A 14,041-nucleotide genomic window follows, 5' to 3' on the forward strand; every position below is an offset into this window, starting at 1 on the left:
GTGAGGGTGGCGCAGGTCCGCCCCGGCTTGGTTCGGATACGGGCACTGCGGCACGACCCCCTCACCCAACCCGCAACCTGGACCGAATCCACTGACGCAGGGTCGGACCCGGCGGTGTGGGCCGCTGGCGCCGATGCCGACGGCCAGCCGGTCACGATCCGCTCGGCCGGTGTCTCTGGGGTGGTGGCCGGGCTGGCGGGTTACGGCAAGACGTCGTTCCTGAACGCCCGATTCTGTCAGCTCGCCCCGTGCCCGGCGGTGCCACCACGCCGAGCACCGCGACACCCACTACCTCGGATAGCGCCACCGATCGATGCCATAGGCGTTGAAGGGCGCGACTGTCTCCCCAGGTTGCCGTCACCGTCGCCGTCAACGCCGATAGATTTCGATGCGGCGAGTTGGCGCCACGCACGAAAGGCCAGGTGAAACGCCATGAATACGTAGGTCACACTACGGTGACGGGGTGAAAGTCCCACACGTACTATGTGATGGCCGGTGACCAGCCGGTTCTTGTACACAACTGCAATCTGACGGATACGGCGCGTGCTGCCGCACGTAACGCTCCCGAGGACGCGACTATGACGGCGGCTGCAAGGTTCAGAGGAACGGATCTAACCGAGGTCGGATATTCGGGCCCATCCTCTCGGTCGAACTATCTTGAGCCGGAAATTGAAAACGAGCTCCAACATGGCGGGCAAACCTTTGCGGGAGACGCAGCCAACTGTGCGGAGGTTCGTGCCTGTAATCTGCTGATTGCGAATCATGGCGCGGCCTTTGAGGATTTGGTTGGGCGACCGCTAACCTTGGCAGACATCGAGTTCGTTACTGTTCGAAGTTCTACAGGTGTTCCCGAGCCCGCGTGCCTTTCGTGCCAGAGCGTCCTCGTGCGGGCTGGCGCAACGGATCGGTCGAGGTGATGTTGATGGATTCGGTTCCTGGCGACCTGGTCGCTATGCTTGAACGTGCTGGCTGGCACCCTGGGCGGCAGGTAGGTATAGGTGAATTAACCGACTCCTTGCGCTCGCTAGAGTTCGACGTATCCGACGCTGCAATAGTGTTCTTATCGCAATTTGCGTTTCTCTACCTGCTTCATGAGCCGAGTATATTGCTTGGTGAGGAGAGGTCGTTTTGCTGGACGCGATTTGACCCAACCTCTGTTGCGACGTTACGCGATGCGCGTATTGCTCGAAGGTGCGCTGAGATTGTGGGTAAGAGTCTTTGCCCTGTTGGTACTGACGGTTTCCACTTTACTATCTATATTGCTGATGACTGCTCGTTCTTCGCTGGTCGAGACGCTTCGGTCTATAGCTACGGAGGAACCTCATTTGAGTTACTTAGATTGATACGCGATGGGCGGCGGCCAACCTACCTTGGGGAATGGAGTGTTGGATGAGGGTTGGTCCAGGGATTGGACTACCGCCTTCACTTCGGGGCGTAGTGGACTCGTCGCTTTATGCGTAGACGTGCATGGTTGTGCGCCCCGGTTGCGGTCACGGTTGCTGTCAGACATCTACTATGTATCTAAATTAATGGATCAAATCCATTGTGGACAGTAGCCGACGCTCGCGGCAGTGCGAGGAGGCTCGGTGGGCTGTTCAGTGGCGCGGCGCGTAGCGTCGTGGCGTCGATCCCCCGGAAGTCAGCGCGGTGGCTGACCCGTGAAGGGATCGTCACGGCGTTGACCGCCTCGGCGGGGGAGGCGTCGCCGGGTCGGTGTAGTGGTTGCGTGGGCGCGTGCGCGCGGGCCGGAACGGCATAGCGCGTGCGCGCGGCCCGGCTTCGGCCGGGCCGTCTTGATCCTGTATAGCTTTTCTTAGCCAGACTCTTCATCCGATAGTGGCGCGAAGGAATCCAGATCGAATTCTCGGACACTTGTCGCTGCTCGGTTCGTGGCGGCGGTCGGTGGCGCGGCGCGGCTGGGTGGGCGCCGTAGGCGTCTGCCCGCGTGGTGTCGGCGGTTGCGGGGCTGTAGTGGTCTCCGGGGTCAAGGGCCGGCCGTAGGGCGGTCGCGGGGCGACGCGTAGCGCCCTTGAGGCCGGAGGGGCGGCCTCGTATCCTCGCGGCGCCGGCCGCTGCTGATCTCCCTCGGGTGCGTGGACGTGTTCCGCCGGTTCGTTCGTGCGCCAGCCGGCCTGTCTCCGGTCGTGCTTGTGCGTGGGGGTTGCTGTCACCGTTGCTGTCATGATCGATGATTGTGATTTTGTGGGGCCCCGAACCAGCCTGAAGTCCCAGGTGAGGCCTGACGTGACGTAGCGTAGTTGTCGGTCGCGTCCACACGTACTATGTGATGGCCGGCAACACCCCGGTCCTCGTACACAACTGCGGCGGCGGTGACACCCCCGCTCCCTCAATGTCGGATACCGCCATTGGGCCGGTGAATGCAAATGGTGTTGGGCCGTTCACCCTTCCGAGAGTTGTATTTGACTCCTCTAGGATGCCGAATATCGCAAACAACATTCGCGCTGCTTTTGCGGATGGTAAGCCAATGGTCCTGAACCGGACCATGATTGAGGCGGACATCAATGCGAATAGGGCCGCAGCTTGTGCGGGCTTCTGCGGCGCGCCGCTCAGTCCCGACGAGTATCCATTCGCATCTTCGATGCAAGGCGGTGCCGGAGCGCGAATCCTAGGCGTTCCCCTCCAGGAGCAGCGACGGCAAGGTGGCGTATTGTCTGCCTTCTACAGGAAGTTCGGCATCGGACAAGGTGATCCGTTCGAAGTGGTGGTGAACTAGTGAGCGCGAGCGATCGTGAGGTTGACACTGAGGTTGACGTGCTACCTCTGTATGGTCAGATCGAGATCGGTGACAGGGATGCTGTGGAGGTTCCTCAGTGGGAAACCGGCGATGAACCAGCGATCGCTAATGAGGGCATGATCTGCGTTGCAACCCGATCGGATGCTGATGGAAAAGTGCGCGTGATCGTACTTTCGGTGGGCGGCCGTAGTCCCGAGGGAAGCGAAGTTTTCGCGGGTGAATTGTCGCTGCCGAGTGGCGTCTTGGTCGTAGGAAACTCTATTGCGGCGCAGACTGAGGAGATCGATCTTTCGCCCGCCCGGTCTGTCGTGATCCGCGTGTTCGTTGAACCACGAGATTTGCCAAGTCAGGTGACCGTAGTCGTGGCTTGAATCTGCGATGAATAAGGGCTCGGCTGGGCGCATAGGTGCTCGGTCGAGCCCTTCTTTCTCTTCGTAGGCGGGCCACGCGATCAGCCAATCCGACAGTGATCGCGTGATGACTATGTGCACTGAAGGGCGTGGTTGTTGGCCTGGGTTGCCGTCAGCGTTGCCGTAAGATAGACGGATAGCATGTGGATGTATCAATCAATATGGACACTGTGGACAGGGAGCGCAGCGGACCTGCTGAAACGTCGTTGTAAGGCTGCACGCCGGGTGGGTACTCGGTAGCGTGTCGCGTAGCGGCACGGTGTCGATCGCCGGAGGCGCTTGCGGGGCCTGGCTTGCGTGCGTCTCCTGGCCGGCCGCGTCGCGGTTGCCGGCAGGCCTCCGTGTCGCTGCCGTCTACTTGTGCGTGGAGGTTGCCGTCGGCGTTGCCGTCGTGGGGGCCGTCCACGCTTCGCTCTACGTGATGTGCGGGCGAATCCGCAGCCCCAGCCATGATCAACAATGGCAGGTGATGCGACCACCGCAATACGCCCACACGTACTATGTGGTAGCCGGCAACACGCCGGTCCTCGTGCACAACTGCGGTAATGGAGTGGTCGGCAATAGCAAGCCGGGCGATCTGCCATTCGAGCAGATGGCAGCCGACTTCGAGGGAGTTTCCGCAATTGCGGCTGGCTCTACCGAGTTCTCGCAGGCAGCCGCAGGCGGCGGCAGGTATCTCTGGACGGTAGGGGAGGGGGGGAAATCTGAACATTGTTCGCGACTTGCCTGGCATTCACCATCCAATAGCCAGTGGCGGATCTCCGGTTGTTGGTGCTGGGCAGATCACATTCGCAAGTGGCGGCAGGGTTACATCTTTCGACAACTTCACGGGTCGCTACACGCCGCCCTGCGCTCAGTGTGCCGCCTCGTTCATAAATCAAGGGTAAATGCCTTCGGTCAAGCTGGCATCAGGATACCGCTCGCAACTATCCGCGACTTTGGCGGAAGGGCGCCATAAATGAGGGTAGAGTCGGATCTTCGTGAAATGCGAGCTGTCCCTGAAGGGCAGCTAGCTGACTGGGTGTCTCGCCGCTTCCCTGAGGGCACTTCGCCGCAGTGGTGGCTATCGGTCTTCGAGTCCCTGGAGATCAGCGCCAATCCCTTCCGGGACGTAACCCCGGGCCGGCGCACCGAGGACCTCAACCTTGCTGCAGAGGCCATCCTGCTGGCTGTCGATCTTGAGGGTGTTAGAGCTGCGATCGGTGCCTACTGGATGCTGCAGAATTGCAGCGCTTGCCTTGCGGTTCAAGCCTCCGATTTCCGGGCTGCCGCAAATCCTTACACCGGATGGTTCTGCCGAGTGGGCCCTGCGGCAGCTTCCTCTCACGCGTGAACGCGCAATCGCGGAATCCGAAAAACGGAGGACCGATTACCTCAACGCGGGCGATGGATTTTATGCGCCTATTTGTGGTGAGGTGACTCTGGTGGGTGAGGTGGCGTTTCCGGGATTGCAAGATGTTGAGCTGATCCTGTCCGCTCTGCCGTGGGTAGTTTCTCATGTCGAAGATAAAGGGATTGGAAGTCAGATTCGCTCCTGGCTGGAAATTGGGGGAGCCTTGTAGAGGGTTAAGGCGACTCTCCGCCCTGGGGGCGCTGCTCCCTGTGGCCTGGCGACGTTTGCCGGAAGTCGCCACCGCGCCCGCGGCTACCAACACCCCGCCCTACACCTGCGCGAACTCTCCCCGCACGGCATCTTCGCCGCCCACGCCGACCAGTTCGAACAGATCTGGCAAACCACCACCGCCTACCCCAAGGAGACCCGGTGACCGGCCGGCGCGACCACTACCACGACCCCCACGCACCCACCGCCAACAGCCTCGTCCCCGGCGGGCCGCCGCCCTCGTCACCGACCAGCACGGCCGCGTCCTGCTGCAACGGCGCACCGACTCCGGCAACTGGGCACTACCCGGCGGCGCCATGGACATCGGCGAAACCCTCCAACAGTGCGCCGTCCGCGAGGGCAAAGAAGAAACCGGACTCGACATCGAGATCACCGGCCTGCTCGGCATCTACACCGACCCCGCACACGTCATCGCGTACGCCGACGGTGAGGTCCGGCAAGAGTTCACCGTCACCTACCTCGCCCGAGTCACCGGCGGCACGCTGACCGTCAGCGACGAGTCTACCGAGGTCCGCTTCATCCACCCCACCGACTTCGACCACATCCCCATCCACGACACCGTCCGACTCCGCCTCCACCACCACGCCGAGCACCGCGACACCCCCTACCTCGGATTACGCCACCCATCGATGCCCTGACCACTGAAGGGCGCGGACGTCTCCCCAGGTTGCCGTCGCCGTCAACACCGATAGACGTCGATTCGGCAAGTTGGTGCCACACGCGAAAGGCCAGGTGAAACGCCATAAACACGTAAGTCACACTGCGTGACGGGCTGAAAATCCCACACGTACTAATAATCGCCGGCAACACCCCTGTCCTCGTGCACAACTGCGGTGAGATAATCGCTGGCCCAAACTTGGGATCTCTCCGAGTGTCGGCAGCGAATCCGTCCGCATCTGAGGTTGCGGCTGCGCAGCACATGGCGGCTCGTGGAGGTAACGTTGTTCTTCGTGATCCGGTTGGCACAAGATCAGGAGGAATGACTAGCGATCTGCTGGTGGATGGTGTTGCCTGGGATGTCTATTCGCCAACAAGCCGATCCATCAATAACATCCTGACCAATGTTGCCAAGAAATATTTCCAGGTGAATGGGGGTGGCGTGGTCGTTGACCTTAGTGGCACGGGCCTGTCGGCAGGCCAGTTCGGCAATGCGCTGGGAAGGCTCGATGGGATGATCGGAAGCTGGGGCAAGCAGCCGATCGGTGGCTTGGAATTTATGGGCGGGTAGTGGTGGCCAAGATGATTTGTGTGTGCGGGATGATCCTAAGGGATGACGATCCCGACGACAGCCTGCTCTTGCTGTCTCGTCGTGAATTCGATGTGGATCTCGATAGCTCCCACCTCTTCGGGTTGGCGAGAATTGTTCTGCATTGCCCAAGATGTATGCGCCTTTGGGTTTACTGGGAAGATGGAAAGGGGCCAACGGAGTACCTAACCTCTCCGGAATTGCCCGATGGTGCGCTCTGAGGTGAGTCGTGTCGAACGATAAGGCGAGGTGACGGTGGGTAGCGCGAGGGTGCGCAAGTTCGTAGTCGTTGGCTTGTTGCCGTTACGGTTGCCGTCAGCAACCTCGTGCAGGCCATCGGCGCGGCCTTGCCCGGAGCCGTGTGGCAAAGATGCCGGACGCATTACCTGCGGAACCTGCTGACGAAGGTGCCGAAGTCGGCGCAGCCGTGGATCGCCACACTCGTCCGCACGATCTTCGACCAGCCCGACGCCGACGCCGTCCGAGCCCAGCTCCAGCGGGTCGTGGCCACGATCGAGACGAAGTTCCCGACCGCAGCCGAGCACCTCGACCACGCCCGCGATGACCCCCTGGCGTTCACCGGCTTCCCGCGCGAGATCTGGCGCCAGACCTGGTCCGACAATCCCCAGGAGCGGTTGAACAAGGAGATCCCCCGCCGCACCGACGTCGTCGGAATCTTCCCAACCGGGCAGCGATCATCCGCCTCGTCGGCGCTGTCCTCGCCGAGCAGACCGACGAATGGACCGAAGGCCGCCGCTACATGGGCCTGGAACTACTCGCCAAAGCCCGACTCATCCCCGTCCAGCCAGACCAACACGACAACGACCAGCCCAACCCCGCTCCGATCGCCGCATAAACATCAGACCGGATCCCGCGATGGCCGTCCCCTACACCAGCAACACGGACGTGACCCTTGACTCGGTCCACACCACACCGCCGCCGACCAGGCGCTCCGGACAGATCACGGCATCCGGCAACGCTCTTCCAAACTGACGCTCACCGGTACGGGGCGTACTGGACGCTGCGGGACCAACGGCGCCAGAAGGGCAGCGGCAGGCAACCGGCCGGCGCGTCGCCTCCGATCTCGGTCTCCACGGACCCATCGGCGAGCGTGACCGAGATGGCCGAGCGGCCCGGAGCGAACACCTCCCGAACCCTGCCGGCGATCACCGAGCGAACGATGTCTTCGAGCAGGGCGACGTCTTCGGGGCCGGCTTCCAGCTCCCACCGGCCGCCGTAGTCGCCGACCTGCAGAACGAGTTCATCGGAGAAGTCCGTCCACCCGAAGGCGCGAGCATCGGGGTTACCTGGTGTGACAGCGACCGATAGCCGGCCCTTGACGTCGTCGATCTCCACAGTCGCCACCCCTGTCAGCTCCCTTGCCAGCCGCCTCGCGAGGTGGCGAGTTGGTGTCCGGGCCGGCCGATCCGTGTCGGGTTCGCCCAGGCCATGCTCATCGGTCACGCCGTCAGTCTGCCAAGCCGTCGAGGTAGGGCATGACCCCGCAGGCAGAGGGGGTCGCTGCGCACGCACCCTCCGGCGTCCTGAGCCACCCGAGCGGTCGCTGCGCTTGCGGACCGTTCGGGTGCCCGCAGCGCTTCCTGCGGAGTGCGTGCAGTCGTCTTGACGCCGCGCTGACCGACGCCGCGCTGGACCCGCAACCGGTCCGCCAGGGCCCGGGAGCCGATGGGCGCTTTGAAGGCGCAGCGGCCGTCCCGCCTGGGCCGGCCTCCCACGTTCGCGCTGGCGTGGCTCGACCTGGGCTCTTCCATCCGGCCGGCCCGTCGCTCCTTGACCTCAAGCCCGATTCAGGTTGTCGGATGGGTTCATGCATGCGATTCGGCTACACGAGTTCGGTCCCGCCACCAACCTGGTCCTGGACGAGGTGCCGGACCTCGCACCCGCCCCCGGCCAGGTACGTGTCGCGGTGGCGGCCAGCGGGGTGCACCTGCTCGACACCACGCTGCGCCGGGGTGAGGTGGGCGGGCCGATGCCGCTGCCGGAGTTGCCCACCATCCCGGGCCGGGAGGTCGCCGGGACGGTCGACCTGGTCGGTGACGGGGTGGACGGGGGGTGGCTGGGCCGGCGGGTGGTCGCCCATCTGGGCATGGTGCCCGGTGGGTACGCCGAGCAGGCGGTCACCTCGGTCGGGTCGCTGTTCGACGTACCGGAGGGGATGAGCTTTCCCGACGCGGTGGCCGCGGTCGGCACGGGCCGGACCGCCCTCGGCGTCTTCGAGCTGGAGCGGCCGGCGGCGGACGATGTCGTCCTGGTGCCCTCGGCGGCGGGTGGGATGGGCTGGCTGCTGGTGCAGGCGGCCCGGACGACGGGGGCGACGGTGGTCGCCGCGGCGCGCGGCGCGGAGCGGACGGGTCGCCTGCGTGACCTGGGTGGGGACGTGGTGGTGGTCGACTACGGCCGGCCGGACTGGACGGACCTGGTGCGGGAGCGGGTCGGTGGGCCGACCCTGGTGTACGACGGGGTCGGCGGCGCGGTGGGCCGGGCCGCGTTGGAGTCGATGGCGCCGGGCGGACGGTTCGTGATGTTCGGCTGGTCGGCGGGTGAGCCGACCCGGATCAGCACGGCGGATCTGGTCGACCGCAGCCTGACCGCCGGTTGGCTCGGGCAGCGGATCCGTTCCGTGCCCGGTGGCATTCCCGGGTTGGCGGCCCGTTCGGTGGAGCTGGCCGGTCGGGGCTGGTGGCGTCCGTTGGTGTCGACGTATCCGCTGGCGGACGCGGCGACCGCGCACGCCGACCTGGAGGGTCGGCGGGCGCTCGGGAAGGTGGTCCTCACCCGGTGACTCCAGTCAGGACGGCCGGGGGCTGGGTGCGGCCGGGTGCCCTCTGGCGCGAACCGCGTCGGCGGGGTAGAAAAGCTGAATCCCACCTACCACCGCCCGGGATGCCGCCGACGCACTCAGAGAGCGCTCTCACGCCACGCGGCCCCGACCACCGACAGGCAGGCCGATGACCTCCCACCTCCACCCGTCCCGCCGCCAACTCCTCGCCCTCGCGGCCACCGCCACCGCCGCGGCGGCCGGGTTCGTCCCTTCCCCGGCGCTCGCCGCGCCCGCCCACCACGGCGACGACGAGGAGCCCGACTTCGGGCCGAACGTCTTCGTCTACGGTCCGGGCACCCCCGCTGCCGAGATCCAGTCCACCTTCGACCGGCTCTTCGCCCGGCAGGAACGCAACGAGATGGGCACCGACCGGTACGCGGTGCTGCTCAAGCCCGGCCGCTACGAGGTGGACGCCCGGCTGGGCTACTACACCACGGTGGCCGGTCTCGGCGCGCACCCGGACGACGTCGACGTGCACGGCGCGGTCCGGGTGGTCGGCCAGCCCGACCCGAACTCGCCGGCCGGCATCTCCGCGCTGACCAACTTCTGGCGTTCGGCCGAGAACCTGGCCGTCACCCCCACCGACTGGTCGAACCAGTGGGCCGTCTCGCAGGCGTCCCCGATGCGGCGGGTGCACGTCAAGGGCATCCTCTGGCTGGAACCGGGCAACGGTGGCTACTCCAGCGGCGGCTACATCGCCGACTCGAAGGTGGACGGCGTCACCATCAACGGCTCCCAGCAGCAGTGGCTGACCCGCGACAGCGAGCTGGGCGGCGACTGGACCAACGGGGTCTGGAACCAGGTCTTCTCCGGCGTGCTCGGCGCGCCCGCGCAGGGTTTCCCGGACCCGCCGTACACCACGCTGCCGACCAGCCCGGTGACCCGGGAGAAGCCGTACCTCTTCGTGGACGCCGCCGGGCGCTGGCGGGTGGCCGTGCCGGCGCTGCGCCGGAACACGGCCGGCACCACCTGGGCGGCCGGCGCGGGTACCACCCGTTCGCTGCCGCTGCGCGACTTCTTCATCGCCCGTCCGGGCCACGACGCCCAGCGGATCAACCGGGAGCTGGCCCGGGGGAAGCACCTGCTGCTCACCCCGGGCGTCTACCGCCTGGACCGGGCGCTGCGGGTGGACCGGCCGGGCACCGTGGTACTCGGTCTCGGCATGCCGAGCCTCGCCCCGCGCACCGGCGACGCCGCGCTGCGGGTCGCCGACGTGGACGGGGTACGCATCGCCGGTGTGCTGGTCGACGCCGGTGAACGGGAGTCGGAGGTGCTGGTCGAGATCGGCTCCCGGCACGCGCACCGCGACCACGCCCGCGACCCGATCTCGGTGCAGGACGTCTTCTTCCGGATCGGTGGCCCGTGGGTGGGTCGGGCCCGGACCAGTCTGGTGGTCAACAGCGACCACACGCTGATCGACAACGTCTGGGCCTGGCGGGGCGACCACGGCAACGGCATCGGCTGGACGACCAACACCGCCGACACCGGCGTCGTGGTCAACGGCGCCGACGTCACCGCGTACGGGCTGTTCGTGGAGCACTACCAGCGGTACCAGACGGTGTGGAACGGCGAGCGCGGGCGGACGGTCTTCTACCAGAGCGAGCTGCCGTACGACCCGCCGAGCCAGGCCGGCTGGTCGAGCCCGACCGGGCGGGGCTGGGCGTCGTACCGGGTGGGCGAGCGGGTGCGTACCCACGAGGCGTGGGGGCTCGGCGTCTACTCGTACTTCAACCAGGGCGTCGACATCCGGTGCGACCGGGCGATCGAGGCGCCCCGGCGGGACGGCGTGCGCTTCCACGACATGGTGACCGTCTTCCTGGACGGCAGCGGCGGCATCGAGAAGACGGTCAACGAGGTCGGGGTGCCGGTGGTCGGCAGCTACGGCACCAGCCCGGTGATCAGCTACCCCTGACCGTCGTCGATGTAACGAATTTCGTGGGAAATGCGCTCCGGCGATGATGCCCGCGCGGCAAGTCCCGGAACGCATAGGCTTTCTCGTATCGACGAGCGCCTGTCGCGCCACACCTGGCGGCGTGCGCCGGACACGATCGAGGGGGCGGGTCCGGGGCACGCGGTGCCGTCGGCCCCCACGGATGTCCACCAGAGGTGGGTCACCGGTTACGCGCGGGGCTTCCCGGCGGACTCCGCCGCACTGCCCCGACCCGACGCGTGGCCGACGGCCGGCGGCACTGCCCGTCGGCCGTCGGCCTTCCCGGTCAGCCGGCGAGCTGGTCGACGCGGGTGATCACTTCGTCGATCAGGCCGTAGTCGCGGGCCTGTGCGGCGGTGAACCAGCGGTCCCGGTCCCAGTCGGCCTGGATCTCGTCCAGCGTGCGCCCGCTGTGCTGGGCGATCAGCTCCTGCATGGTCCGCTTCACGTGCAGCATGTTCTCCGCCTGGATGGTGATGTCGGCGGCGGTGCCGCCCATCCCGCCGGAGGGCTGGTGCATCATGATCCGCGAGTGCGGAAGGGCGAACCGCTTGCCTGCCTCGCCCGCGCAGAGCAGGAACTGTCCCATCGAGCCGGCCAGGCCGAGCGCCAGGGTGGCCACGTCGTTCTTGACGTACCGCATGGTGTCGTAGACGGCCATTCCGGCACTGACCGAACCGCCCGGCGAGTTGATGTAGAGGTAGATGTCCCGCTCGCTGTCCTCGGCCGCGAGCAGCAGGATCTGGGCGCAGATCTGGTTCGCCGAGGCGTCGGTGACCTCGGTGCCGAGGAAGATGATCCGCTCCCGCAGCAGCCGTTCGAACACCTGGTCACCGAAGGCATGCTGGCCACCGTCCAGCATCCGCACGTCATACCCGATCATCGTGACCACCCTCCAGGTCGCCGGCGGGCGACCTCGCTCCGCCCTCGGACCGGCGGGTCCAGCCTGCGCCGCCGGGCGACCACCGCCCCAGCCTTTCTGCCGCCGGCAGATCCGCCGTGGGCAGAACCCGGCCGGCCTAGCCGGCGACCAGCCGCCGCCGGCCCGCCCGGGCCCGCCGCCGGGCCAGCATCCTGGCGGTACGCGGAGCGGGGCGGACGGCCGGCGCGGAGGTGATCACCCGGACCGGCGCGGTGACCGTCGCCGCCCGAAAGTGCGACGTGCCGCCGAGGAGTGGCAGCAGCGGGCCGCCCGCCAGCAGCATCGTCGCGCCGACGTGGGTCGCCGTCCCGCCACCGGCCACGATCGTGCTGCCGGGCGTCCGCCGGCTCACACCGGGCTGCGGCCCGCGACCGTAGGGCCGGAACGCGACCCCGGGCGGCAGGAAGCCGATGCTCGACGGCGGCGACCCGGCGCACGCGTGCCGGGCCGGGCGGCGCCGGCCCGGGGTGAGACGGAGCAGTGCGCCGCCGGTGAGTGGGCCGACCCGCAGGTGTGGACCGGTGCCGTCGCGGCGGGCGGTCGGGACCCGGTCGAGCCGGGCCAGGCCCGCGCCCGGCGTGGCGGGGACCCGGCGTTCGACCCGGCGCAGCTCGTCCCTGGCCTCTTCGAGCAGGTCGGAGAGGTTGATCCCGAGGGCGCGGCAGATCGCCGCCAGCACCTCGGAAGAGGCTTCCTTGCGTCCGCGCTCCACCTCGGAGAGGTAGGGCAGGGACACTCCGGCGGCGATGGCCACCTCGCGCAGCGTCCGGCCCTGGCGCAGCCGTACCCGACGCAGCACCCCGCCGATCACCCGGCGCAGCAACGACATGCGGGCCTCCTCCCGGTCGGTGTCCCCGACCCCACCATCATGCCCGGTCCCGACCGGGCCCACCGGCCCCGACGCCACCCCGGCGTGCTCGCCCGGTCCCGGCCGGGCCACCGGCCGGTCCCGGCCGGGCCACCGGCCCGACCGCCACCCCGGCGTGCGGTTCCCCCGGCAACGGCTATGTTGTGGGCGTGCAGGCGACCCAGGGGGAGCAGGACCGACGGTGATCCATTTCCCGGCGCAGCGGCGGGGCCCGCTCAGCGCGTTGAGCCTTCGCCTGGCCGCCGCCCTGGGCCTGGTCCTCGCCGTGGTCGCGGTGGTCTACCTCGGCCGGGACGGCTACCGCGACGTCAACGAGGACGGCCTGACCCTGCTGGACTGCTTCTACTACGCGGTGGTCTCCCTGTCGACCACCGGGTACGGCGACATCACCCCGGCGGCCCCGTCGGCCCGGCTGGTGAACGTCCTGCTCATCACCCCGGCCCGGGTGATCTTCCTGATCATCCTGGTCGGTACCACCCTGGAAGTCCTGACCGAGCAGTACCGGACCGGCCGTCGGTTGTCGCGGTGGAGGAAAGTCGTGAAGGACCACGTCATCATCTGCGGCTACGGCACCAAGGGCCGGAGCGCGGTCTCCGCCCTGCTGGAGAACGGCCTGGACAGGTCCCGGATCGTGGTGGTGGAGCGCAGCAGCACCGCGCTGCGGCAGGCCACCTCCGCCGGGCTGGTCGCCGTCGAGGGCTCCGCCACCCGCTCGTCGGTGCTGGAGGAGGCGCACGTCCGCAACGCCAAGGCGGTGATCATCGCGACCGACAGCGACGACGCCTCGGTGCTGGTGGCGCTGACCGCCCGGCAGCTCACCGCCGGTCAGGTGCGGATCATCGCGGCGGTCCGCGAGGCCGAGAACGCCCCGTTGCTGCGGCAGAGCGGCGCCCACCACGTGATCGTCTCCTCGGCCACCGCCGGCCGGCTGCTCGGCCTCTCCACCTCGGCCCCGCCGCTGATCGACGTGGTGGAGGACCTGCTCACCCCCGGACAGGGCATGGCGCTGGCGATGCGCTCGGCCGACCGGCACGAGGTGGGCAAGTCGCCGCGTGAGCTGGAGTCCCTGGTGATCGCGCTGGTCCGGCGCGGCAAGGTGGTCACCCTGGCGGACAAGGCCGGCGCGGTGATCGAGACGGGCGACATGCTGGTGCACGTCCGCGACGACCGTCCCACGGCCAACACCGCCACCCCCTGACACCCACGTCCGGGGCACCGCCGCCGGAACGGAATCGTGGCCATTCCCCCTGTCGGGGAATGGCCACGATTTCACGTGCGGGCGGGCTGGAGTGGGTAGTGATGTCGATGAGCGAGGGACGTCCGTGAGGAGTCGGTCATGGACAGCGCACTAGCGGATCGTCCAGGTGTCGCCGTTGGTGAGGAGGTTGGTGAGTTGTTGTTCGGGGGTGTCGGTGGTGGTGGCTTTGGCGGTGGCTACTTGTTCTTG

Annotated in this window: 11 protein-coding genes and 3 pseudogenes; 11 read left to right on the forward strand and 3 right to left on the reverse strand. The window is 67.2% G+C overall.

The window, feature by feature from the left end; genetic code table 11:
* The 8 genes and pseudogenes from ACIQG9_RS29550 to ACIQG9_RS29585 form a co-directional block, all read left to right on the forward strand.
* Positions 1-261: pseudogene (locus tag ACIQG9_RS29550) on the forward strand (hypothetical protein); the annotation flags it as partial.
* 691 nt (positions 262-952) lie between these two features.
* Positions 953-1,393 carry an SUKH-3 domain-containing protein gene (locus ACIQG9_RS29555; protein WP_400408515.1) on the forward strand — a complete coding sequence of 147 codons (441 nt, stop codon included), beginning with the start codon at positions 953-955 and terminating at the stop codon, positions 1,391-1,393.
* Positions 1,394-2,434: 1,041 nt separating this feature from the next.
* On the forward strand, positions 2,435-2,734 hold the full coding sequence (locus ACIQG9_RS29560; protein ID WP_400408500.1) for a NucA/NucB deoxyribonuclease domain-containing protein: 300 nt from the start codon (positions 2,435-2,437) through the stop codon (positions 2,732-2,734).
* Positions 2,734-3,126 carry a hypothetical protein gene (locus ACIQG9_RS29565; RefSeq protein WP_400408501.1) on the forward strand — a complete coding sequence of 131 codons (393 nt, stop codon included), beginning with the start codon at positions 2,734-2,736 and terminating at the stop codon, positions 3,124-3,126. Before ACIQG9_RS29560 ends, ACIQG9_RS29565 begins: the two co-directional genes overlap by 1 nt.
* A gap of 1,223 nt (positions 3,127-4,349) precedes the next feature.
* The gene (locus ACIQG9_RS29570; protein WP_400408503.1) at positions 4,350-4,727 is read left to right on the forward strand and encodes a hypothetical protein; all 378 of its coding nucleotides are present in this window, start codon (positions 4,350-4,352) and stop codon (positions 4,725-4,727) included.
* Positions 4,728-4,927: 200 nt separating this feature from the next.
* Positions 4,928-5,424, forward strand: a pseudogene (locus ACIQG9_RS29575) (NUDIX domain-containing protein).
* 341 nt (positions 5,425-5,765) lie between these two features.
* The gene (locus ACIQG9_RS29580) at positions 5,766-6,014 is read left to right on the forward strand and encodes a hypothetical protein (protein WP_400408504.1); all 249 of its coding nucleotides are present in this window, start codon (positions 5,766-5,768) and stop codon (positions 6,012-6,014) included.
* 329 nt (positions 6,015-6,343) lie between these two features.
* A pseudogene (locus ACIQG9_RS29585) lies at positions 6,344-6,888 on the forward strand (transposase); the annotation flags it as partial.
* Between the two features lie 140 nt (positions 6,889-7,028).
* Here the strand turns inward: ACIQG9_RS29585 and ACIQG9_RS29590 are convergent.
* A complete protein-coding gene (locus ACIQG9_RS29590; RefSeq protein ID WP_400408506.1) occupies positions 7,029-7,496 on the reverse strand; it encodes a hypothetical protein in 468 nt (155 codons plus the stop codon).
* Between the two features lie 364 nt (positions 7,497-7,860).
* Here ACIQG9_RS29590 and ACIQG9_RS29595 point away from each other — a divergent pair, with 364 nt between their 5' ends.
* A complete protein-coding gene (locus tag ACIQG9_RS29595; RefSeq protein WP_400408508.1) occupies positions 7,861-8,835 on the forward strand; it encodes a zinc-binding dehydrogenase in 975 nt (324 codons plus the stop codon).
* Positions 8,836-9,001: 166 nt separating this feature from the next.
* Positions 9,002-10,786, forward strand: a complete 1,785-nt coding sequence (locus tag ACIQG9_RS29600; RefSeq protein WP_400408509.1) for an adenylyl cyclase — start codon at positions 9,002-9,004, stop codon at positions 10,784-10,786.
* Positions 10,787-11,090: 304 nt separating this feature from the next.
* On the opposite strand, the gene ACIQG9_RS29605 is transcribed toward ACIQG9_RS29600, so the two are convergent.
* Positions 11,091-11,687, reverse strand: coding sequence for an ATP-dependent Clp protease proteolytic subunit (locus tag ACIQG9_RS29605; protein ID WP_400408511.1), 597 nt, complete (start codon positions 11,685-11,687; stop codon positions 11,091-11,093).
* A gap of 136 nt (positions 11,688-11,823) precedes the next feature.
* Positions 11,824-12,555, reverse strand: coding sequence for a helix-turn-helix domain-containing protein (locus ACIQG9_RS29610; RefSeq protein ID WP_400408512.1), 732 nt, complete (start codon positions 12,553-12,555; stop codon positions 11,824-11,826).
* A gap of 220 nt (positions 12,556-12,775) precedes the next feature.
* Between ACIQG9_RS29610 and ACIQG9_RS29615 the strand changes: the two genes are divergently transcribed.
* Positions 12,776-13,792 carry a potassium channel family protein gene (locus ACIQG9_RS29615; protein WP_400408513.1) on the forward strand — a complete coding sequence of 339 codons (1,017 nt, stop codon included), beginning with the start codon at positions 12,776-12,778 and terminating at the stop codon, positions 13,790-13,792.
* Positions 13,793-14,041: the final 249 nt, after the last annotated feature.

This window comes from Micromonospora sp. NPDC092111 (assembly GCF_044755745.1).
Lineage (GTDB): Bacteria > Actinomycetota > Actinomycetes > Mycobacteriales > Micromonosporaceae > Micromonospora.

Coding starts and splice junctions, on each gene's coding strand:
- ACIQG9_RS29555 (WP_400408515.1), top strand. CDS start 953: ATGCTTGAACGTGCTGGCTGGCACCCTGGGCGGCAGGTAGGTATAGGT.
- ACIQG9_RS29560 (WP_400408500.1), top strand. CDS start 2,435: ATGCCGAATATCGCAAACAACATTCGCGCTGCTTTTGCGGATGGTAAG.
- ACIQG9_RS29580 (WP_400408504.1), top strand. CDS start 5,766: ATGACTAGCGATCTGCTGGTGGATGGTGTTGCCTGGGATGTCTATTCG.
- ACIQG9_RS29595 (WP_400408508.1), top strand. CDS start 7,861: ATGCATGCGATTCGGCTACACGAGTTCGGTCCCGCCACCAACCTGGTC.
- ACIQG9_RS29600 (WP_400408509.1), top strand. CDS start 9,002: ATGACCTCCCACCTCCACCCGTCCCGCCGCCAACTCCTCGCCCTCGCG.
- ACIQG9_RS29605 (WP_400408511.1), bottom strand. CDS start 11,687: ATGATCGGGTATGACGTGCGGATGCTGGACGGTGGCCAGCATGCCTTC.
- ACIQG9_RS29610 (WP_400408512.1), bottom strand. CDS start 12,555: ATGTCGTTGCTGCGCCGGGTGATCGGCGGGGTGCTGCGTCGGGTACGG.